Origin of the sequence: Streptomyces sp. NPDC058697 (assembly GCF_042715345.1) — a bacterium.
In the GTDB taxonomy this organism is placed as follows: domain Bacteria; phylum Actinomycetota; class Actinomycetes; order Streptomycetales; family Streptomycetaceae; genus Streptomyces; species Streptomyces liliifuscus.
Map to the genome: position 1 here is coordinate 107,396 of NZ_JBHXSU010000024.1, position 21,513 is coordinate 128,908.

17 protein-coding genes are annotated in these 21,513 nt (G+C 70.1%); 3 read left to right on the forward strand and 14 right to left on the reverse strand.

Annotated features, from left to right (window positions below):
- Positions 1-97 precede the first annotated feature (97 nt).
- The 6 genes from trmD to proS all read right to left on the reverse strand — a co-directional run bounded on the left by trmD (position 98) and on the right by proS (position 4,887).
- Complete coding sequence (gene trmD / locus ACFWXQ_RS37600; protein WP_383944486.1) at positions 98-919, reverse strand: tRNA (guanosine(37)-N1)-methyltransferase TrmD; 822 nt, start codon at positions 917-919, stop codon at positions 98-100.
- Complete coding sequence (gene rimM / locus ACFWXQ_RS37605) at positions 919-1,527, reverse strand: ribosome maturation factor RimM (protein ID WP_383944488.1); 609 nt, start codon at positions 1,525-1,527, stop codon at positions 919-921. The genes trmD and rimM overlap by 1 nt, the downstream gene beginning before the upstream one ends.
- A 104-nt stretch (positions 1,528-1,631) precedes the next feature.
- Complete coding sequence (locus tag ACFWXQ_RS37610) at positions 1,632-1,871, reverse strand: RNA-binding protein (RefSeq protein WP_003973401.1); 240 nt, start codon at positions 1,869-1,871, stop codon at positions 1,632-1,634.
- 2 nt (positions 1,872-1,873) lie between these two features.
- Complete coding sequence (rpsP, locus tag ACFWXQ_RS37615) at positions 1,874-2,293, reverse strand: 30S ribosomal protein S16 (RefSeq protein WP_383944491.1); 420 nt, start codon at positions 2,291-2,293, stop codon at positions 1,874-1,876.
- Positions 2,294-2,614: 321 nt separating this feature from the next.
- Positions 2,615-3,211, reverse strand: a complete 597-nt coding sequence (locus tag ACFWXQ_RS37620; protein ID WP_107021810.1) for a hypothetical protein — start codon at positions 3,209-3,211, stop codon at positions 2,615-2,617.
- A 260-nt stretch (positions 3,212-3,471) separates the two neighbouring features.
- Positions 3,472-4,887 carry a proline--tRNA ligase gene (gene proS / locus ACFWXQ_RS37625; RefSeq protein WP_383944494.1) on the reverse strand — a complete coding sequence of 472 codons (1,416 nt, stop codon included), beginning with the start codon at positions 4,885-4,887 and terminating at the stop codon, positions 3,472-3,474.
- A 201-nt stretch (positions 4,888-5,088) separates the two neighbouring features.
- Here proS and ACFWXQ_RS37630 point away from each other — a divergent pair, with 201 nt between their 5' ends.
- Positions 5,089-5,967, forward strand: coding sequence for an SAM-dependent methyltransferase (locus ACFWXQ_RS37630; RefSeq protein ID WP_383944498.1), 879 nt, complete (start codon positions 5,089-5,091; stop codon positions 5,965-5,967).
- 236 nt (positions 5,968-6,203) lie between these two features.
- Here ACFWXQ_RS37630 and ftsH read toward each other — a convergent pair whose 3' ends face one another.
- The 6 genes from ftsH to ACFWXQ_RS37660 form a co-directional block, all read right to left on the reverse strand.
- On the reverse strand, positions 6,204-8,144 hold the full coding sequence (gene ftsH, locus ACFWXQ_RS37635; protein WP_383953370.1) for an ATP-dependent zinc metalloprotease FtsH: 1,941 nt from the start codon (positions 8,142-8,144) through the stop codon (positions 6,204-6,206).
- A gap of 199 nt (positions 8,145-8,343) precedes the next feature.
- Positions 8,344-9,900: a signal recognition particle protein gene (gene ffh, locus ACFWXQ_RS37640; RefSeq protein ID WP_200395641.1), complete on the reverse strand. Its 1,557-nt coding sequence runs from the start codon at positions 9,898-9,900 to the stop codon at positions 8,344-8,346.
- Positions 9,901-10,110: 210 nt separating this feature from the next.
- The gene (locus tag ACFWXQ_RS37645; RefSeq protein WP_383953372.1) at positions 10,111-12,570 is read right to left on the reverse strand and encodes a [protein-PII] uridylyltransferase; all 2,460 of its coding nucleotides are present in this window, start codon (positions 12,568-12,570) and stop codon (positions 10,111-10,113) included.
- 25 nt (positions 12,571-12,595) lie between these two features.
- On the reverse strand, positions 12,596-12,934 hold the full coding sequence (locus ACFWXQ_RS37650; protein WP_055510557.1) for a P-II family nitrogen regulator: 339 nt from the start codon (positions 12,932-12,934) through the stop codon (positions 12,596-12,598).
- Positions 12,931-14,271, reverse strand: coding sequence for an ammonium transporter (locus ACFWXQ_RS37655; RefSeq protein WP_383953374.1), 1,341 nt, complete (start codon positions 14,269-14,271; stop codon positions 12,931-12,933). The genes ACFWXQ_RS37650 and ACFWXQ_RS37655 overlap by 4 nt, the downstream gene beginning before the upstream one ends.
- 312 nt (positions 14,272-14,583) lie before the next feature.
- Positions 14,584-16,059: a hypothetical protein gene (locus tag ACFWXQ_RS37660; protein WP_383953376.1), complete on the reverse strand. Its 1,476-nt coding sequence runs from the start codon at positions 16,057-16,059 to the stop codon at positions 14,584-14,586.
- A 438-nt stretch (positions 16,060-16,497) separates the two neighbouring features.
- Here ACFWXQ_RS37660 and ACFWXQ_RS37665 point away from each other — a divergent pair, with 438 nt between their 5' ends.
- Complete coding sequence (locus tag ACFWXQ_RS37665) at positions 16,498-17,151, forward strand: bifunctional DNA primase/polymerase (protein ID WP_383953378.1); 654 nt, start codon at positions 16,498-16,500, stop codon at positions 17,149-17,151.
- Between the two features lie 112 nt (positions 17,152-17,263).
- Here ACFWXQ_RS37665 and ftsY read toward each other — a convergent pair whose 3' ends face one another.
- A complete protein-coding gene (ftsY, locus tag ACFWXQ_RS37670; RefSeq protein ID WP_383953380.1) occupies positions 17,264-18,475 on the reverse strand; it encodes a signal recognition particle-docking protein FtsY in 1,212 nt (403 codons plus the stop codon).
- Positions 18,476-18,748: 273 nt separating this feature from the next.
- On the opposite strand from ftsY, the gene ACFWXQ_RS37675 reads away from it, so the two are divergent.
- Positions 18,749-19,723 carry an LLM class flavin-dependent oxidoreductase gene (locus ACFWXQ_RS37675; protein WP_383953382.1) on the forward strand — a complete coding sequence of 325 codons (975 nt, stop codon included), beginning with the start codon at positions 18,749-18,751 and terminating at the stop codon, positions 19,721-19,723.
- 138 nt (positions 19,724-19,861) lie between these two features.
- Here ACFWXQ_RS37675 and ACFWXQ_RS37680 read toward each other — a convergent pair whose 3' ends face one another.
- Positions 19,862-21,280 (reverse strand): sugar porter family MFS transporter, encoded by a 1,419-nt coding sequence (locus tag ACFWXQ_RS37680; RefSeq protein ID WP_384087979.1) that lies wholly within the window; start codon positions 21,278-21,280, stop codon positions 19,862-19,864.
- Positions 21,281-21,513: the final 233 nt, after the last annotated feature.

Below are 21,513 nucleotides of genomic sequence, written 5' to 3' on the forward strand. Positions count from 1 at the left end.
GGAAGTCGGTGTTCCAGAAAGGGAGGCCGTGCGAGTCGGGGCGGGCGTCGTGTCCCCCTGTGGCAGGGGCGCACGCCGGACGACGTACAGCAGCCGCCTATTCTTCCACGGCCTCTGGCCTGCGCCAAAATCGGCCGTCGGGGCCGGGCTGCCAGCCGAGGATGGAGAGCATTTCGCGGTCCTTCTTGTCGAACGCCGCGGGGTCGCAACGCTCTATGAGGTCCGGCCTGTTGGCCGTCGTGCGCTTCAGGGCCTCGTCCCGCCGCCAGCGGGCGATCTTCCCATGGTGGCCGCTGAGCAGCACGTCCGGGATCCCACGGCCGCGCCACTGGGGCGGCTTCGTGTAGACGGGCCCCTCCAGGAGGTTGGCCATGGCTCCCGGCGCGAAGGAGTCGTCCCGGTGCGACTCGGCGTTGCCGAGGACACCGGGCAGCAGCCGGGCCACGGCCTCGGTGACGACCAGGACGGCCGCCTCGCCGCCGGCCAGCACATAGTCGCCGATGGACACCTCGTAGACGGGCATCCGGGTCGCGTACTCGTCGATGACACGCCGGTCGATGCCCTCGTAACGCGCGGGCGTGAAGACCAGCCAGGGGCGCTCGGAGAGCTCGACGGCGAGCTCCTGATTGAACGGACGCCCGCTGGGCGTGGGGACGACCAGGACGGGCCCGTGGGAGCCCGTCTCGTAGCCCTCCGCGAGGACTGAGTCCAGCGCGTCGCCCCAGGGGTCGGTCTTCATGACCATGCCGGGGCCGCCGCCGTAGGGGGTGTCGTCGACCGTGTTGTGCCGGTCGTACGTCCATTGCCGAAGATCATGCACGTGCACATTCAGCTGTCCACGCGCGCGTGCCTTGCCGACGAGCGAGACGTTCAGGGGTTCCAGGTACTCGGGGAAGATCGTGAGGACGTCGAGCCGCATTACGCCTCGTCTCCCGCGGAGGTGTTCTCGTCACTCCTGGAGGTGTTCTCGTCATCCCCCGAGGAGTTCTCGGCATCCCTGGAGGAGGCGATTTCCGCCCGGTCGTCGATCAGTCCGGGCGGCGGGTCGATGACCGCCCGCTGCTTCTCCAGGTCGATGCCGACGACGATCTCCTCGACGAACGGGATCAGGACCTCGGTCCCGTCGGCCCGCTCCACCACGAAGAGGTCCTGCGAGGGCAGGTGCGAGATCTCGGTGATCCGTCCGACCTCGGTGCCGTCCTCCAGGACGACGTCCAGGTCCATGAGCTGGTGGTCGTAGTACTCGTCCGGGTCCTCGGGCTTGTCGTCCGGGTCGACGTCGGCGATCAGCAGGGTGTTGCGCAGCGCCTCGGCGCCGTTGCGGTCGCGTACGCCCGCGAAGCGCAGCAGGAGGCGGCCGCTGTGCACCCGCCCCGTCTCGATGGTCAGCGGACCGGCCGAGGCGGGGTCCGTGGCCAGGACGGCGCCGGGCGCGAGCCGCAGCTCCGGCTCGTCGGTACGTACCTCGACGGTGACCTCGCCCTTGATGCCATGGGCGCGGCCCACCCGCGCGACTACCAGCTGCACTTGCCTGATCTCCTGTCGTGTGGCTACGGCATTGCCGCGTAGACGACTACGGGCCGGGGACGGCCCAATGGCCCTCCCCGGCCCGAGCCGGTGCTGCTTTTACGTCAGCGGACGTGGTCCACGTCGACGAGGTCGACGCGGACGCCGCGGCCGCCGATGGCGCCCACGACGGTGCGCAGCGCGCGTGCGGTGCGGCCGTTGCGGCCGATCACCTTACCGAGGTCGTCGGGGTGCACCCGGACCTCGAGAACGCGTCCGCGACGCAGGTTGCGCGAGGCGACCTGCACATCGTCCGGGTTGTCGACGATGCCCTTCACGAGGTGCTCGAGAGCCTCCTCGAGCATGCTCAGGCCTCGGTCGACGCGGACTCGGCGGAAGCCTCGTCCTTCTTCTCAGCCTTCTTCTTCTGGGTGATGGCCTCACCCTTGCCCTCGTCGTCGCCGCCCAGGGCGTCGAACAACGGGCGCGCGGCCTTCGGCTCGGCCACGAGCAGCGGCGCCGGGGCGGGCTCGCCCTTGTGCTTCTGCCAGTCGCCGGTCAGCTTGAGAATGGCGAGCACGGGCTCGGTCGGCTGCGCGCCGACACCCAGCCAGTACTGCGCACGCTCGGAGTCGACCTCGATGCGCGAGGGGTTCTGCACCGGGTGGTACAGACCGATCTCCTCGATGGCCCTGCCGTCACGGCGGGTACGGGAGTCGGCTACGACAATGCGGTAGTGAGGCGAACGGATCTTGCCCAGACGCTTCAGCTTGATCTTGACTGCCACTGGAGTGGTGTCTCCTGGTCTTGACGTGGTTGGGCACGACGAAATTGCCGCGTGGGGTTGCGGTACCCGAGTGCCCGATGGACGCGTCAGCCGGAGGAGAGAGGGGTCCTGTGCGGCTGTCGAGTACAGCTGGCCATTCTGCCACACCCTGACCGGGGCCTCGACCCGGGCAGCGCATGACCGGCCCGCGGCACGGTCGGGCCCCACGCGGGTGTCGCCGTCGAGGTGGGCCGCTGCGCAACCCGGCACCCACGAGATGCCACTGCGCTCTCCCGCACCACCCCGGCGGCACGACGGCCCGCCGCTACGACGACTGTCCGCTCAGCCCGCTGCGGCGCCGACCACCTCCGGGATACGGAACGGCTTCCCGCACCCTCCGCACACGATCGGCGCCTGGGCGAGGACCGACGGGACGACGCGGACGTTGCGCCCGCAGTCGCACACCGCCTTCACGCGCACGCCTCCTCCGGAGGAGCCGTGCCGGGCGGCCGGGCCCCGGAAGCTGCGGGCCGTGTCCGCGGCGGTCGCGACCGTGTGCGCCTTGAGGGCGCGCTGCAGCCGCTCGATCGTCGGGCGGTAGCGCCGCTTCGCCTCGGGGTTGAGCGTGACCAGCGAGAAGCCACTGCTGGGATGCGGCTCCTCGGGGTGGTCCAGGCCCAGCTCCTCGGCGATCGCGAGGAATCTGCGGTTGTGGTACCGGCCGGCGCGGGAGGTGTCTCGGACACCTCGCGCGGCGGCGATGCCGTGGACTGCTTCGTGAAGCAGTCGCTCGAAGGAGAGCTCGTGCCCGCAGGCGGACGACGACTCTCCGATCAGGGACTCTGGCGCGGCAAGATCGGGCAGCTCGGGGTGGTGCCGCTGAATGTCGGCCCACGCCCCTGCCAGCTCTGCGGCGAGAACAGGTGGTGTCGTGCTCACGTAATGACAACGAGCCGGGGTGCCTCTGTGTTCCTATTCCGGGGCATCCCAAATAATTTACACGTACCCGTCAGTTGCCGCTGATGCGTCCTGACGAGGGCGGGTGCGCTGATCTGCGGAGAAGCCTCGCAGTTCACACCTAGCCGGTACGTAGTGACTCGTACGCCCCGGCCTGTAGACGGTGTCTGCGCGCCGGGGCACCTGCGGTCATCAGATGCGCAAGAGGCGTTTCGGTCCTTCTCGCGACGGAATGCCGGGGCTCAGTAGGCGCGGGCCACGACTGCGACGTTACCGGGTGCGTCGTCGCTCCCGGGCACCGACCCGTCTTCCGCGACCAGACACCGTACGGTCACCGCGTGGGCCGCGAGCTCGGCCTCGCCCTCTTCGCCGAGGGTGGCCCAGGGAATACGCGCCCATCCGCCGGCGACGGCGGCCTCGATCGCCTCGCCGATCGTCGACACCTCGGACGTCCGGGACTCCCGCCGCTCGCGCGACTGCGTCAGCAGCAGGGCCTGGTCCTCTTCGAGCACCGCGGGCAGCAGCCGTACGAGGGAGTCGATCGTCACCGGCTCCTTTCCGCCGGGGATGCGGCGGGCCAGCATCGCGGTGCCGTTCTCCAGGTCACGGGGGCCGACCTCGATACGTACGGGGACGCCCTTGAGTTCCCAGTCGACGGCGCGGCGGCCGAACGGGGTGTCCGTCCGGTCGTCGACCCGGACCCGTACGCCCGCCGCCTTCAGCCGGTCGCCGATCTCGTGGACCTTGGCCAGAACCGCATCGTCGCCCTTGATGGCGAGGACGACGGCCTGTACGGGGGCCAGGCGCGGCGGCACCCGCAACCCACTGTCATCGCCGTGCGACATGATCAGGCCACCCACCATGCGGGTCGAGGAGCCCCAGGAGGTCTGCCAGACCAACTCCTGCCGGCCGTCCCGGGACAGGTACCGGGTGTTGAATGCCTTCGCGAAGTTCTGGCCCAACTCATGGCTGGTGCCCATCTGCAGGGCCTTGCCGTCACCCATCATGGCTTCGAGGGTGAGGGTGTTGACGGCGCCCGCGAACCGCTCGGCCGGTGTCTTCCGCCCCAGCACCACATCGATGCCCAGGACGTTCACCATGAAGTCGGCGTACACCTTCTCGTGGATGTGCGCGGCGTAGTCCCGGGCGTCCTCGTACGTGGCGTGGGCCGTGTGTCCCTCCTGCCACAGGAATTCCGTCGTACGGAGGAACACGCGCGGGCGCATCTCCCAACGGACCACGTTCGCCCACTGGTTGATCAGCAGCGGGAGGTCGCGGTAGCTCTGCACCCACTTGGAGAAGTAGTCGTTGACGATCGTCTCGGAGGTGGGGCGGACGACGACCGGCTCCTCCAGCTCCTTGCCTCCGGCGTGTGTGACGACGGCGAGCTCGGGCGCGAAGCCCTCGACGTGCTCGGCCTCCTTCGTCAGGTACGACTGCGGGATGAAGAGCGGGAAGTACGCGTTCTGGGCACCCGCCTCCTTGATCCGGGCGTCCATCTCCTGCTGCATCCGCTCCCACAACCCGTAGCCGTACGGCCGGATGACCATCGTGCCGCGCACCGGACCGTTGTCGGCCAGCTCGGCCTTGGTGATCAGGTCCTGGTACCAGCGCGGGAAGTCGTCCGCCCGAGGCGTGAGAACAGGTGCCTTTGCCATGACGCGATGGTACGGGCACATGTTGCCGGTATGTGAATTTTTGCGGCGCGCGCCGGTGGCACACAAACCGGGCTCCGTAACCCCTGGACGCCACGACGAGCGCGGAGTTTCCTGGCATACGGGGGCGGAGTGCGCGCGCACTGCACGGGGGCGGAGAAACGGGGCACAGGAATCAACTCTCGGCGGATTGGGGCGCTTTCGATGACACCTACGCTCGTGCGGCATCACCTACCTCACGCGGGGACCGCTCCCCGGGTGGATCCGTGGGCACGCGCGCGTGACTGGGCCGAGATTCAGGAGCGGATGCTCGTCCCGCTCTACGAGGCCGTGTACCAGCGGCTCGAAGTGGGCTCAGCCACCCGGCTGTTGGGGCTCGGCTGCGGATCCGGTCTCGCGCTGCTGATGGCTGCCTCCCGGGGTGCCGGAGTCACCGGTGTCGATGCCGGCGCGCCCGAGCGGCTGGCTCTCGCGCGGGAGCGGTTGCTGCCCCAGTCGTGGGGCACGCGTGCGCGTGCCGGGACTCGGCTGGTCGACGGGGAGCCTGCGGACCTCGCCTCCGGCGCTGCTGACTCGGACGACTCGGGTGCGGCCGCGTACAACCTGGTGACGGCCTTCGAGCCGATCGGGTGTGTGGGCGGGGACTCCGAAGGGCTGGGTGAGTTGCTGGCGGGGGCGCGTCCGCTTGTGGGGCGGGGGGTTCCTGTCGTGCTCGCGGGGTGGGGGCCGCCCGAGCGGTGCGCGACCGCCTCGGTGCTGCGGGTCGCCACGAAGCTGGCGGATCCGCTGCGGGGGGCCGGGAGTTGGCGTCCTGCCCTTCGGGACGATCTGGAGGAGGTCGCTCAGCGTGCCGGGCTTCGGCCCGACGGGTCGGGGCGGGTTGCCTGTCCCTTCGGGTACGCCGATGTGGACGCCGCGGTGCGGGGGTTGCTCTCCACGGGGCTGTTCGACGCTGCCGTCGCGGCGACGGATCAGGCTCAGGTCGACAAGGAGGTCCGCGAGGCGTTGCATCCGCATCAGCGGCGGGACGGAACGGTGTGGATGCCGAACATCTTCCGCTACCTGATCGCGCGTACGCCCTGACCCGAATTTCCTTCGCCCCCGCCGCCCCTACCCGTTCCCATCCCCTGGGGGCTGCGCCCCCAGACCCCCGCATCGGCCTGAACGGCCTCGTCCTCAAACGCCGGACGGGCTGAAATTGTCGGCCCGGGCCGCGAAATCTTCAGCCCCTCCGGCGTTTGAGGAGCGGGGGTTCGGGGGCGGAGCCCCCGAAAAGGGACGGGAATGGGTAGGGGCGGCGGGGGCGAGAAAAGTGATCCTCAGTCGTCCTTCGTCAGGCGCGTGACCCCCGCGACCCGGTACGCGTCCGCCTCGTCCAGCGTCTCGTTCTCCAGGAGCGCCGCCGCGAGGGCATCGAGTTGGGGGCGGTGGGCGCGGAGCTTGCCGCACGCCTCCTCGTAGCACTCGTCCACGATCCGCCGCATCTCGTGCTCGATCGTGTCGAGGGTCTGAGGCGCGGCGGAGAGCCCGTACGCCTGCTGGGCATCGCCCGGAAGGGCGGAAAGGCGGCCGACGCGTTCGCTCATGCCCCAGCGCGCGACCATGCCCCGGGCGATGTTGGTGACCTGCTCCAGATCGTTCTCGGCCCCGGTCGTGACCACGTCGAAGACGACATGCTCCGCCGCCATGCCACCCAGGGCCCCGATGATCCGCCCGCGCAGATACTCCTCCGTGTACGCGTACCGGTCGGCGTCAGGAGTGGAGAGCGTGACCCCCAGCGCCCGCCCGCGCGGCACGATGGTGACCTTGCGGACCGGATCGGCGCCCGGCTGCAGCATGCCGAGGAGGGCGTGCCCGCTCTCGTGGTAGGCGGTGCGCCGGCGTTCCTCCTCCGGCATGACCAGCGGCCGTTCCGCCCCCAGCTGCACCTTCTCCAGCGCCTCGGAGAGGTCGCTCCGGGTGACCTGGGACTGCTTGCGCTTCACCGCGAGGAGCGCCCCCTCGTTCGCCAGGTTGGCCAGCTCCGCACCGGTCATGCCCGGCGTCGAACGGGCGATCTGACCGAGGTCGACATCGGGCGCGAGCGGGATCTCCCGGGTGTGGATCTCCAGGATCGCCTCACGGCCGGCGCGGTCGGGAGGCGAGACGCTGACGACCCGGTCGAAGCGGCCGGGCCGGGTCAGCGCGGGGTCCAGGACGTCGGCCCGGTTCGTCGCCGCGATGACGATCACGCCCTCGGAGCCGGAGAAGCCGTCCATCTCGGTGAGGATCTGGTTCAGCGTCTGCTCGCGCTCGTCGTGGCCACCCATGCCGGAACCGCCGGCCCGGGCCCGCCCGATGGTGTCGATCTCGTCGATGAAGATGATCGACGGGGCAACCTTGCGTGCCTCCGCGAACAGCTCCCGCACACGCGAGGCGCCGACGCCCACGATCATCTCGATGAACTCCGAGGCGGAGGCCGAGAAGAACGGCACGCCCGCCTCCCCGGCGACCGCCCGCGCGAGCAGCGTCTTGCCAGTCCCGGGCGCACCCGCGAGCAGCACCCCGCGTGGCATCTTCGCGCCCATCCTGCGGTAGGCGTCCGGGTTCTTCAGGAAGTCGACCACGTCGTTGAGCTCGCCCTCGACCTCATCGATACCGGCCACGTCGGCGAACGTCGTGCGCTCGGCGCCGGGCTGCAGTTCCACCGGCTTGGGCGGCGCCTTGCGGCCGAGCATGCCGCCGGCGCCGCCCAGGCCCGCGCGCATCCGCCGGGCGATGAAGATCCACAGGACGACCAGCAGCAGCATCGGCGCCAGCGAGATCAGCAGGTTCGCCAGGAGGCTGCGCTGCTGGACCACCGGCTCGGCCGTCACGGTGACGTTGTGCTTGTCCAGCTGTTCCCAGAGCTGATCGTCGGCGAAGACCGGGCGCTGGGTCTTGAACTTGGTGTACTTCCCGTCGTCCTCGGGGTTGTCCTGAGCCTTCTTGAGCTGGCCCTGGATGGCGTCACCCTTGGAGTAGATCTTGGTGACATTGCCGTCGTCGACCTGCTTGCTGAACTCCGTGTACGAGATCGTCGGTTCGTCGCCCTCGTTGAAGAAGGACAGCACGAGGTTGGCGATCAGGAAGACGACCAGTGCTGCGAGAACCAGGCTCCACCAGCCGCCGCGGAACCGCTTCCCACCACCGGGCGACGGCTTCGGCGGCTCCTCCTCCGGAGTGCCCTCGGAGCGCCACGGCTGGTCGGGGGCCTTGCGCGGCGGCACGGGGTTGCTCATATGCGGACGTTACGACACGAAGGCCGCACCAGCATGCGCGCGAAGGGCAAGCGCCGACGCCCACGCCCACGCCGGTCCTGACACCGGCACCGGCACCGGCACCGGCACCGGCACCGGCACCGGCACAAACGTGGCTGGGGGCGCCCTCCCAAAGAAGGGCGCCCCCAGCCTCGTACCGAAGCCTCGTACCGAGAAGTCGTCAGCCCATGAACTTCTTGAACTCGTCCGGCAGCTCGAAGTCCTGCGGCTGCTGCTGGCCGCCCGGCAGGCCGAAGGCTCCGCCGGCCTGTCCGGCTGCCTCGCGGCGCGCGGCGGCCTCCTCCTCCTGCTGCTTGCGCTTCATCGGGTTGCCGGAGCGCTGCTTGCCCTTGGCCTTCTTGGGCTGCTTCTTCGAGCGGCCGGCGCCACCACCCGTACCCGGCATCCCGGGCATGCCCGGCATACCGCCGCCCTGGGCCATGCGGGACATCATCTTGCGGGCCTCGAAGAACCGCTCGACCAGGCCCTTGACCGCGCTGACCTCGACACCGGAGCCCTTGGCGATACGGGCGCGGCGCGAACCGTTGATGATCGTCGGCTCCTGGCGCTCGCCCGGCGTCATCGACTTGATGATGGCGGCCGTGCGGTCGACGTCACGCTCGTCCAGGTTGTTGATCTGGTCCTTGATCTGGCCCATGCCGGGGAGCATGCCGAGCAGCTTGGAGATGGAGCCCATCTTCCTGACCTGCTCCATCTGGGCCAGGAAGTCGTCGAGCGTGAAGTCCTGGCCCTTCTTGGAGGCCAGCTTCTCGGCCATCTGCTCGGCCTCTTGCTGCGAGAAGGTCTGCTCGGCCTTCTCGATCAGCGTGAGCATGTCGCCCATGCCGAGGATGCGGGACGCCATGCGGTCCGGGTGGAACGCGTCGAAGTCGTCCAGCTTCTCGCCGTTCGAGGCGAACATGACCTGGCGGCCGGTGACGTGCGCGATGGAGAGCGCGGCACCACCACGGGCGTCGCCGTCGAGCTTCGAGAGGACCACGCCGTCGAAGCCGACGCCGTCACGGAAGGCCTCGGCGGTGTTGACCGCGTCCTGGCCGACCATCGCGTCGACGACGAAGAGGATCTCGTCGGGCGAGACCGCGTCGCGGATGTCCGCGGCCTGCTGCATCAGCTCCTGGTCGATACCGAGGCGGCCGGCGGTGTCGACGATGACGACGTCGTGCTGCTTCTGCTTCGCGTACTCGATGGAGTCCTTGGCGACCTGGACCGGGTCACCGACGCCGTTGCCCGGCTGGGGGGCGTAGACGCCGACCCCGGCGCGCTCGGCGACGACGCTCAGCTGGGTCACGGCGTTCGGGCGCTGGAGGTCGCAGGCGACGAGCAGCGGGGCGTGCCCCTGGCCCTGGAGCCACTTGCCGAGCTTTCCGGCGAGCGTGGTCTTACCGGCACCCTGCAGACCCGCGAGCATGATCACGGTCGGCGGCTGCTTGGCGAAGCGCAGCCGACGGGTCTCGCCGCCGAGGATGCCGACGAGCTCCTCGTTGACGATCTTGATGACCTGCTGGGCGGGGTTGAGTGCCTGGGACACCTCGGCCCCGAGGGCCCTCTCCTTGACCTGCTTGATGAAGGCCCGCACGACCGGCAGCGCGACATCCGCTTCCAGCAGGGCGATACGGATCTCGCGCGCGGTGGCGTCGATGTCCGCCTCGGACAGGCGCCCCTTGCCGCGAAGGTTCTTGAATGTCGCTGCGAGGCGATCGGAGAGAGTGTCGAACACGGCGGTCGCGAATCCTCAAGTAGGGGGCAGGGGGGCAGGTCCGCCCTCCAGGGTATCTGTCCGCGCCAGGAAGGGTCTCCACCCCGTCACAGGCTTCCGCCCGCAGAGCCCCTTCAGGGGCGCGGGGCTGTGACATCATGCGGCTCCGCCGCGTGGGCGCGACCAGCCACAGACGGCCCGCAGCCAACGACCGACCCGCCGACGGAACACTCACTCCCGCAACGTGTCCTCCAACGCCCGAGCAACCGAAGCCGCCTGCTCCCCCGGCAACGGCGCCCCCTCCGGCCCCGTCACATAGAACGCATCCACCGCGTTCGCCCCCAGCGTGGACACATGCGCGCTACGCACCCGCACCTGCGCCTGCTCCAGCGCCCGCCCGATCCGGTGCAGCAGCCCAGGCGCGTCATGCGCACGCACTTCGATGACGGTGGCGAGCCGGGACGCGGCGGCAGCCACGGTCACCCGGGCAGGCGGCGCCACGATCCCCCGTCGGCGCGGATACGCGGCGTCCCGCTCGGCGAGGCGTCCGGCGATGTCGAGGGACCCGTCGAGGGCGCGTACGAGATCGGCGCGCAGGCGGGCGGCCTGCGGCAGTGAGCCGTACTCGGCGGCGACCCGCCAGTCGAGGAGCAGTACGGAGCCGGAGACGCCGTCGGGCAGGTCCAGCGCCCGCAGCTCCGCCGTCCGCACGGTGAGCCGGTGCATGGCGAGGACGCCCGCGACGGCCGGCAGGACGCCCTTCTGGTCCGGTACCGCGATGAGCAGCTCCACACCGAGGGGCTCCGGGTCGCCGGACGGCTCCTCGGCGGGCGGTTCGGCCGGCGGCTCGGTCTGGGCGCGCAGCGCGAGTACGGGTCCGCCGGTGCGGAACGCCTCGATGGCGAGCCGCTCCTGCTCGGCGGTGGGCGCGGCGGCCTCGGGCTCCTCGGGGGTGTCCCCGGCGAGCACGGCGGAGACCCGCTTGACCAGGTCGGCGACGAGGGAGGCGCGCCACGAGGACCAGGCTGCGGGCCCGGTGGCCAGCGCGTCGGCCTCGGTCAGCGCGTGCAGCAGTTCCAGCGTGCCCTGCGAGCCGACCGCCTCGGCGACCGAGCGCACGGTGGCCGGGTCCTCCAGGTCGCGCCGGGTCGCCGTCTCGACGAGCAGCAGGTGATGGCGTACGAGGGTGGCGAGCACGGCCACGTCCGAGCGGTCGAAGCCGATCCGGGCGGCCACGTCCCGCGCGATGATCTCGCCGGCCACGGAGTGGTCGCCGGGCCAGCCCTTGCCGATGTCGTGCAGCAGGGCGGAGACCAGCAGCAGGTCGGGGCGGTGGACGCGGCGGGTGAACTCCGCGGCGCGCACGGCCGTCTCGATCAGGTGGCGGTCGACGGTCCAGATGTGGACGGCGTTGCGCTGCGGGCGGCAGCGGACGCGCTCCCAGTCGGGCAGCAGCCGGGTGATCAGGCCCTCCGCCTCCAGGGCCTCCCAGACCTCGATGGTCGAGGGTCCCGAGCCGAGCAGCGTGACGAGCTGCTGACGGGCTTCCGCGGGCCAGGGTGTGGGCAGCGGGCGGACCCCGGCGGCCATGCGGCGCACGGCGTGCAGGGAGAGGGGCAGGCCTGCCTGGGCGGCCGCGGCGGCGGCGCGCAGCGGCAGCACGGGGTCGCGGTCGGGGCGTGCGGCGCGGGCGAGGACGACCTCGCCGTCCTGCTCGACGACGCCCTCGGCCAGCGGTGAGCGCTCGGCGGTCGGCTTGCCGCCGCCCAGCATGGCGCGCAGCCGAGGCCGTACGGCGCGCGACCGCAACACGCGCCCCACCTCGCGCCAGGTGACATCACTGGCGTACGAGACGACGCGGGCGGCCTCGTACACCTGGCGCAGGAGTGTGTCGGCGTCGAGCAGGCCGAGTTCGGCGGCGACCTGGTCCTGTTCCTGGAGGGAGAGGCGGTCGGTGGCGCGGCCGGTGGCAAGGTGCAGGGCGTCACGGACGTCGAGGAGGCGCCTGCGGGCGTCGGCGAGGCCCTCGCGCGGGGCGTCGGCGAGCCAGGAGGCGGCGACGGCGCGCAGCGCGGTGGCGTCGCGCAGGCCACCGCGGGCCTCCTTGAGGTCGGGTTCGAGGAGGAACTGCAGCTCGCCCTGGCGCTCGGCGCGTTCGGCGCACAGTTCCTGGAGTTCGGGGAGACGTTTCGGCGCCTGGTTTCGCCAGTCGGCGAGGACGGCCGTGCGCAGTCCTGCGGTGAGGCCGAGGTCGCCTGCGAGGTGCCGGGCGTCGAGCAGTCCGAGCTGGACCTTGAGGTCCTCGCCCGCGACCTTGCGTGCTTCGGCGGGCGTACGGACGGAGTGGTCGAGGTCGAGGCCGAGGTCCCAGACCGGGTACCAGATGCGGTCGGCGAGGGAGGCCACGGCGCCGGAGTCGGCGCTGCCGTCGTGCAGGAGCAGCAGGTCGAGATCGCTGCGCGGGGAGAGCTCTCCGCGGCCGTAGCCGCCGACGGCGACGAGGGAGATGCCGCGGAGCTTGTCGGCGCCCGCGTCGAACAGACCGGACAGCCAGTCGTCGGTCAGTTCGGCGAGGGCCGCACGGCGCGGCGGCCCGGACCGCGCCCCCTCCTGGAGGAGGCGCAGCCGGGCCGCCGCATAGCCGCTGGGTCCCGAGTCCTCTGCTTCCGTACGCACGTCCGTACTCGTCACCCAGTGGCTCCTGTTCTTGTTCTGCCTACAGCGCGTCGGGTCCGCGCTCGCCGGTCCGGACCCGGACCGCCGTCTCGACCGGGACGGACCAGACCTTGCCGTCGCCGATCTTGCCGGTACGGGCCGCCTTCACGATGACGTCGAGCAGCTGCTCGGCGTCGTCGTCCTCGACCAGCACCTCGATGCGGATCTTGGGGACGAGGTCGACGGTGTACTCGGCACCGCGGTAGACCTCGGTGTGGCCCCGCTGACGACCGTAGCCGCTCGCCTCGGTGACCGTCAGACCGTGCACGCCGAAGGCCTGCAGGGCCTCCTTGATCTCGTCGAGCCGGTGGGGCTTCACGACGGCGGTGATGAGCTTCATGCGTCCACCTTCTTGCTCGCGCTGCCGGCGACCGGGGCCGGTACCGCGGTCCGGGCGGCGCCGCCGCCGGCACCGCTGAAGTCGTATGCGGTCTCGGCGTGCTCGGCCTGGTCGATGCCCGCGATCTCGTCGTCCTCGGAGACACGCATCCCGATCGTCTTGTCGATCAGGAAGGCGAGGACCGCGGAGGCCACGAGGGAGTAGGCGAGGACCGCGAAGACACCGGCGCACTGCTTCCAGAACTGGTCGAGGCCGCCGCCGTAGAAGAGGCCCGCGACGTCGGACTGGCCGCCGCCGGTGGCGAAGAAGCCGATCAGCAGGGAGCCGACGACACCGCCGACGAGGTGGACGCCGACGACGTCGAGCGAGTCGTCGTAGCCGAACTTGTACTTGAGGCCGACGGCCATGGCGCAGAGCAGACCGGCGATGGCGCCGACGGCGATCGCGCCGAGCGGGGAGACCGCACCACCCGACGGGGTGATGGCGACCAGACCGGCGACCGCGCCGGAGGCGGCACCGAGCGTGGTGAACGCGCCGTGGCGGACCTTCTCGTAGGCGAGCCAGGCCAGCATGGCCGCGGCGGTGGCGATCTGCGTGTTGATGAACATCAGCGCGCCGACGCCGTCGTCGTTGCCCAGCCAGGAGCCGGCGTTGAATCCGAACCAGCCGAACCACAGCAGACCGGCGCCGAGCATGACCAGCGGCAGGCTGTGCGGGCGCATCGGGTCCTTCTTGAAGCCGACGCGCTTGCCGATCACGAGGATCACACCGAGTGCCGCGGCACCCGCGTTGATGTGGACCGCCGTACCACCGGCGAAGTCGATGACGCCGAGCTCGAAGGCCCAGCCGCCCGCGCCCCAGACCCAGTGCGCGACCGGGAAGTAGACGACCGTGGCCCACAGGGCGACGAACAGCGCCCAGCCCGTGAACTTCACACGGTCGGCGACGGCGCCGCTGATCAGGGCGGGCGTGATGATCGCGAACATCAGCTGGAAGACGGCGAAGACGTAGATCGGGATGGTGTAGCCGTCCCAGAGCTGCGTGATGCCGATTCCGCTGAGGCCCACGAAGTCCGAGGACCAGCCGATGATGCCGCCCGAGTCGGTGCCGAAGGCGAGCGAGAAGCCGTAGAGCACCCACAGGATGGTGACGATCCCCATGCTGATGAAGCTCATCATCAACATGTTCAGGGTGCTCTTGACCCGGACCATGCCTCCGTAGAAGAAGGCGAGTCCGGGAGTCATGATCAGCACCAGGGCGGAACAGATGAGCATGAACCCGGTGTTGGCGGCAGACAGCGTGGGAGCGTCTGCGGCAAGCGTGATGGCTGGTGCCATCGGCGTCTCCTCGTCGTTTGGTACGGCCCCGTGCGGGCGAAGCCATGAGCGGTTATGAGGGGTGGGCCGGTTATGCGCCAGAGATTGGCGCAGCGCCGTTTCGACCGGCACCCCTCGATGTTTCGCCGCAGTGACGAAGAGGTCCTGTGTGTTACGCGTCGATGAACTGGCAGATGTCGGTCCGCGCGATCGTTATCGTGGCGCAACCTTCATCGAAGGTATGGAACCGGCCGCGGTCGGCCGTCCGATGACCTGGCATGGGGGAGCCGAGTCGGGCTGTTAAGGACGGCGGCCGCGGCCGGGGTACTGGGGTCAGACCGCCTCGGCGGTCTCGGGCAGATCGATGGCGAGCTGCTCGGTCAGGTCCACCACTGCGGCGAGATCCCCGAAATCGCGTACAGCCGTGTCGACGGTTTTTCGGATACGAGTGTTGACCCGCTCGGAGCGCACCTTCTTGGCGATCCTGAGGGCCTGGCGCACCAGGACCGTGCTCTGCTCGGGCTCGCGCCGGAGCAGGTGCACCGTGCCCATCCCGACGAGGTTGAGTGCGTACGAACGCTGGTGCTCGGCGTCCTTCTCGAAGAGGTCGACGGCCTTCTGCATGACGGGCTCGGCGAGCGAGGCGTACGTGGGGCTGCGGCCCGCGACATAGGCCAGGTCGCGGAAGGAGTGGGAGTTCTCGCCGTGCAGCTCGGCCTCGGAGAAGAAGCGGATCCAGTCGGGCTCGGGCTCGTCGGACTCGACCGCGTCACCGAAGGTGTCCTCGGCCATCCGGACGGCCCGCTTGCACTTTCCGGGCTGCCCCATGTTGGCGTAGGCCCGGGCCTCCATCGCATACAGCATGGACTGGGTGCGGGGGCTCGCGCAGTCGCGGCTTCCGTACTGCGCGAGGTGGATCAGTTCCAGAGCGTCGTCGGGCCGGCCGAGGTGGATCATCTGGCGGCTCATGCTGGACAGGACGTACGAACCGAGGGGCTTGTCGGCGGCTTCCTTGGCGGCGTGCAGGGCGAGGACGAAGTACTTCTGGGCGGTCGGCTGGAGACCGACGTCGTAGCTCATCCAGCCCGCCAGCTCGGCCAGCTCGGCGGCGACCTTGAACAGGCGCCTGGTGGTGGCCTCGGGCTGGGGCTCCTGGAGGAGGTCGGTCACCTCGTGCAGCTGGCCGACGACCGCCTTGCGTCGCAGACCGCCGCCGCACTGGGCGTCCCACTGGCGGAACATCACCGTGGTGGATTCGAGGAGGTCCAGCTCGGGCTGGGAGAGCCGGCCGGGGCGGCGCGAGGCGGCGGCCGACTCGGGCTGCTCACGGGGAGTGACGGGGCTGGGCACCAGCCAGCGCTGCATGGGCTCGATCAGCGAGGGGCCCGCCGAGAGCGCCAGTGACGTGCCGAGGAATCCGCGCCGCGCCAGCATCAGGTCGCTGCGCGAGAACTCACCGATCAGGGCGACGGTCTGCGGACCGGTCCACGGCAGGTCGACGCCGGACACGGACGGTGACTGGTGGGCGGCGCGCAGGCCCAGGTCCTCGACGGCGACGACACAGCCGAAACGCTCGGAGAACAGCTCGGAGAGGATGCGCGGGATGGGCTCGCGGGGATTCTCGCCGTCCAGCCAGCGGCGGACGCGCGAGGTGTCCGTCGAGATGTGGTTGGCTCCCAACTGGCGTGCTCTGCGGTTCACTTGACGCGCCAGCTCGCCCTTGGACCAACCGCTGCGCACGAACCACGAGCCCAACAGCTCATTGGGGCGCTTGTCAGCAGTCGTCCCGCCTCCGCCGTTGCCGCCCACTGGAACGCCCCCATCCCTGAACCCACTTGTGCGCTGTGTGCGCCAAGCCCTACCAGAATGCCGGTACATATGGTCGTCCGTCCGGTGGTTCTCACCCATCGAACGGGAAGCCGAGTTGCCTCCGGCATACCCACGAGTGCATGCGTCCCCAGGACCCGTGCACTCACGGTAATCCTACGATCACCCCTCCAGCCATGGCGATCCCGGAAACGCCACCATTCGCCACCCCTTCGAATGAACTCCCGGCGGCCTGTACGCGATTCACTTGACACATGACGGCCGGAAGTGGGCGGAGCGATGCACATCGGGGCGCGCGAAGCCGGACGCACCACCCGTGACACCACCGGGCGCCGCATGAACCGCACAGCGTTGGGAACGCAGAGTTACGGTTCCGTTCCGTCACGTAACCACCGGCGCGCTGGACCCGTTGGAGGGGGCATGGGCTTCACGATCGGCGGCATCCGCGAAATCCGGTCCGGCTCTCGTCGCCGCGGCCGCTCCTCGGAGTGCACGGCCGTGGCCGAGTTCACCGGTCTGTGGGGCTGGGACGTGGCGCCCGGCGCCCGGACCGCCGCGGGGACCTGCTCGTGCGGCCGGGACGACTGCCCGGCACCCGGCGCGCATCCCCTGGACTTCGCCCCCGTCGTCCCGGCCGGTGCCACCCTCGACGAAGTGACCCGGGCCTGGGGCGAGTTCCCCGGTGCCGCGGTGATGCTTCCCGTGGGCCGCGCCTTCGACATCATCGAGGTCGCCGAGCCGGCCGGCCGCCGCGCCCTGGTCCGGCTCGAACGCATGGGGCTCCCGGTGGGCCCCGTGACCGCCACCCCGGACGGCCGCGCCCACTTCTTCGTCGCCCCCGGCGCCGCGGCCGAACTGCCCGAGCTGCTCTACCGCATGGGCTGGGACGACGCCGCGCTCGACCTGCACGGCCTGGGCCCCGGCGCGTACATCACGGCCCCGCCCTCCGACCGCGCCGGCCTCGGCCCGGTCCACTGGCTCCGCTCCCCCGCCCTCGACTCGGCCACGAAGCCGCCCGCGGCCCGGCTGTTGCTGGGCACACTGGCGTACGTGGCACATCGCTCGCGCGCCTAGCCCGGCCGGCCGGCAACAGCGAAGGACCCCACCGCATCTGCACCATGTGGCGGGGTCCTTCTTCGAGCCACCACATACCAATTTTGGTAAGTGGTCTGTTGGTAGGTGAGTGTCACTCCCCGATAAGGGCATCCACGAACGCCTCCGGCTCGAACGGGGCCAGGTCGTCCGCGCCCTCGCCGAGGCCGACGAGCTTGACGGGGACGCCCAGTTCGCGCTGGACGGCGATGACGATGCCGCCCTTGGCCGTGCCGTCGAGCTTGGTCAGGACGATGCCGGTGATGTCGACGACCTCGGCGAAGACCCGGGCCTGGACCAGCCCGTTCTGACCGGTCGTGGCGTCCAGGACGAGCAGCACCTCGTCCAGCGGGGCATGCTTCTCGACGACGCGCTTGACCTTGCCGAGCTCGTCCATGAGACCGGTCTTGGTGTGCAGCCGGCCCGCGGTGTCGATGAGCACGACGTCCGCGCCCTCCTGGATGCCCTCCTTGACGGCGTCGAAGGCGATGGAGGCGGGGTCGCCGCCCTCGGGACCGCGCACGGTACGGGCGCCGACGCGCTCGCCCCAGGTCTGCAGCTGGTCGGCGGCGGCGGCACGGAAGGTGTCGGCCGCGCCGAGCACCACATGCTTGCCGTCGGCGACGAGCACGCGCGCGAGCTTGCCGGTGGTGGTGGTCTTGCCGGTGCCGTTGACCCCGACGACCATCACGATGCCCGGGGTGTCCAGACCGGACTCGGTGTTCACCGTGCGGTCGAAGTCGGGCACGAGGAGGGTGAGCAGTTCCTCGCGCAACAGGGACCGCAGCTCGTCCGGAGTGCGTGTGCCGAGGACCCGTACGCGCTCGCGCAGCCGCTCGACCAGCTCCTGGGTGGGCTGCACGCCGACGTCGGCGGTGAGCAGCGTGTCCTCGATCTCCTCCCAGGTGTCCTCGTCGAGGTGCTCGCGCGAGAGGAGCGTGAGCAGCCCCTTGCCGAGCGCGTTCTGCGAGCGGGAGAGGCGGGCGCGCAGGCGGACCAGGCGGCCCGCGGTCGGCTCCGGGACCTCGACCGGGGGTGCTTCGACCACCGGCACGGGCTCGTCGACGGCGACCGGCGCGCCCGCCGAGGCGTCCGGAAGATCCACCTCCTCTATCGTGCGGCGCGGTTCGTCGCGCGGCGTCTCGGCCTCGTCGCCGATATGCGGCTCGGCCGGCGGAGCGGTGATGTCGGGGGCGGCGGGGGGCGACGGGGGCAGCTGCTTGCGCCTGCGGCTGCCGATGACGAGCCCGCCGAGCGCGCCGATCACGACCACGGCGATGACTACAGCAAGGATGACGATTTCCATAACGCACCCAGTATCGGCCATGGGCCCCGGACGGCTACTGCTTGTGTTTTCCTCCGAAGGACATAAGCCCCTTAAAGGAAAGATTCGAACTAAGGTTCGATCAACGCGTTCCCCATGACGGGCCCCGCACCCACGAACTCCTCCCGAGCCGAAGCCGGAGCCCGAGTCGCCCAAGAAGCCCGCCACTCTGGCTGTCTGACGATCCGTCAGCTACCGTCCCCCTGCACCGACATCACCGGCACCCCACCCGGCTCGGCGAAGGGGGACTTTCCCATGCCCGCAACGGTCGTACGTTTCAACCTCGTTGAGCCCGGCGCGACACCCGCCTCGCTCAGCGCCCGCTACAAGGCCGCGCTGGAGATGGCGGCCTACGCCGACGACCGCGGGATGACCACCGTGCAGACCGAGGAGCACCACGGTGTCGACAACAACTGGCTGCCCTCGCCGTTCACCTTCGCGGGCGCGGTCTTCGGCGCGACCCGGCGCATCGCGGTCACCGTCTCGGCGATCATCGGCCCACTGCACGATCCGCTGCGGCTGGCGGAGGACATCGCCGTACTCGACCTGCTGAGCGGCGGCCGGCTGATCACGGTCGCGGGGATCGGCTACCGGCCCGAGGAGTACGCGATCTTCGACGTGGAGTGGAAGCAGCGCGGCCGACTCCAGGACGAGCTCCTGGAGACACTGCTGAAGGCGTGGACCGGCGAGGAGTTCGAGTACCAGGGCCGTACGGTACGGGTCACGCCGCGCCCCTTCTCGGATCCGCACCCCCTGTTGCTGGTCGGCGGCTCCTCCAAAGCGGCGGCCCGGCGCGCGGCCCGGCTCGGACTGCCGTTCTTCCCGAGCGCGCATCTGCCGGAGCTGGAGTCCTACTACAAGGAGCGGCTGGTCGAGTACGGCAAGGAGGGCTGGACCATGATGCCCTCGGCCGTCACCCCGCTCCTGCACCTCGCCGAGGACCCGGACCGTGTATGGGCCGAGCACGGCGAGCACTTCCTGCACGAGGCGAGGACGTACGCCTCCTGGCAGTCGTCCGACATCCGCTCGGCGGTGCGGTCGGCGGCCACGACGGTCGACGAGCTGCGCGCCGAGGGCGTCTACCGGATCGTTACGCCGGACGAGTGTCTGACGCAGGGCCTCGACAACTACGTACTGCATCCGCTGTCCGGCGGGATGCCGCTCGACGAGGGCTGGCGCAGCATGCACCTGTTCTGCGAAAACGTGCTGCCCCGGCTCAAGGGCCTCTAGATCCTGGGGCGGATCTTCGGAGGCCGAGCCGGGGCAGTACGCCTTACGAGTACGGGGAGAGGGGCAGCGGGGACTTGGCCCTTCTCCCCGAGTCCGGGGAGCCGCCGGGGCGCGCGTGGGCCACGGCGGCCGGAGGGGCTAGCCCATCTCCTCCAGGGTCTTGCCCTTGGTCTCCGTCACGAACTTGAGCACGAACGGGATGGAGAGCGCGGCGAAGACCGTGTAGATCACGTAGGTCAGGGAGAGGTTCCAGTCGGCCAGCGACGGGAAGCTCGCGGTGATGGCCCAGTTGGCGATCCACTGTGCGGAGGCCGCGACACCGAGGGCGGCGGCGCGGATCTTGTTCGGGAACATCTCGCCGAGGAAGACCCAGACGACGACACCCCACGAGAGGGCGAAGAAGAGCACGAACACATGGGCGGCGATCAGGGCGACCCAGCCCTGGGTGGCCGGCAGCTTGCCGTCGACGAGGTCGAAGGAGAAGGCCCAGGCCTCCAGGCCGAGACCGATGACCATGCCCACGGAGCCGATGAGCGCGAGCGGCTTACGGCCGATCCGGTCGACGAAGATCATGGCGATCACGGTGCCGACGATGTTGATGATCGACGTCGTGAACGAGTAGAAGAACGACTCGGACGGGTCGACGCCGACCGACTGCCACAGCGTCGAGGAGTAGTAGAACGCGACGTTGATGCCGACGAACTGCTGGAAGACCGAGAGGCCGATGCCGATCCAGACGATCGGCTTGAAGAAGAAGCTGCCGCCGAGCAGGTCCTTGAAGACCGACTTGTGTTCGCTCTTCATCGCGTGCTCGATCTCGGCGACGCGGGCGTCCAGGTCGACGCTGTCGCCCTCGACCTCGCGCAGCACCTCACGGGCGCGCGCGTCCTTGCCGGCGGAGATCAGGAAGCGCGGCGACTCGGGGATCGCGAACGAGAGCAGCCCGTACAGGACGGCCGGGATGACCATGACGCCGAGCATGACCTGCCAGGCTTCCAGGCCCATGATCTCGCCGCGCTGGTCGCCGCCGGCGGCGTTCAGGATGCCCCAGTTGACCAGCTGCGAGATGGCGATGCCGATGACGATCGCGGCCTGCTGGAAGGAGCCGAGCCGTCCGCGGTACGCGGCCGGGGAGACCTCGGCGATGTAGGCGGGGCCGATGACGGAGGCCATACCGATGGCGAATCCGCCGATGATGCGCCAGAAGGCGAGGTCCCACAGCGCGAACGGCAGCGCGGAACCGACGGCGCTGACCGTGAAGAGGACGGCGGAGATCTGCATGCATCGGATGCGGCCGATGCGGTCGGCGATCCGGCCCGCGGTGGCGGCGCCGATCGCACAGCCGATCAGCGCGATGGCGATGACCTGGGCCAGGGCCGCGGAACCGATGTCGTAGCGGTGCCGGATGGCCTCGACGGCGCCGTTGATCACGGCGCTGTCGTAACCGAAGAGAAAACCGCCCATCGCGGCCGCCGCCGCGATGAAGATGACGTGCCCGAGATGTTCGGGGTGAGCCTCAGGGGCTCCTGACTTGAGCGGCTGCGCTGAGCTGGTCACGTGTAACTCCTCGGGCCACCGGCCTCACTGCCGGGGGTGGGGGCGAGCCCTCCAGGACGGTGTTTCCAGTGGCGCACACGTTTACGCCGCCCACCACCTGAAGGTAAAAGCAACGCCGTCGAGACTATGCCTTCAAGTTTCGAAGTCAAGAGGGGGTGGATGTGACCAACGAGACCCAAGGTAACGAGGATGTGTTCAACTCTTGAAGAAATAGAGGCGAACCGTCAAAGCCG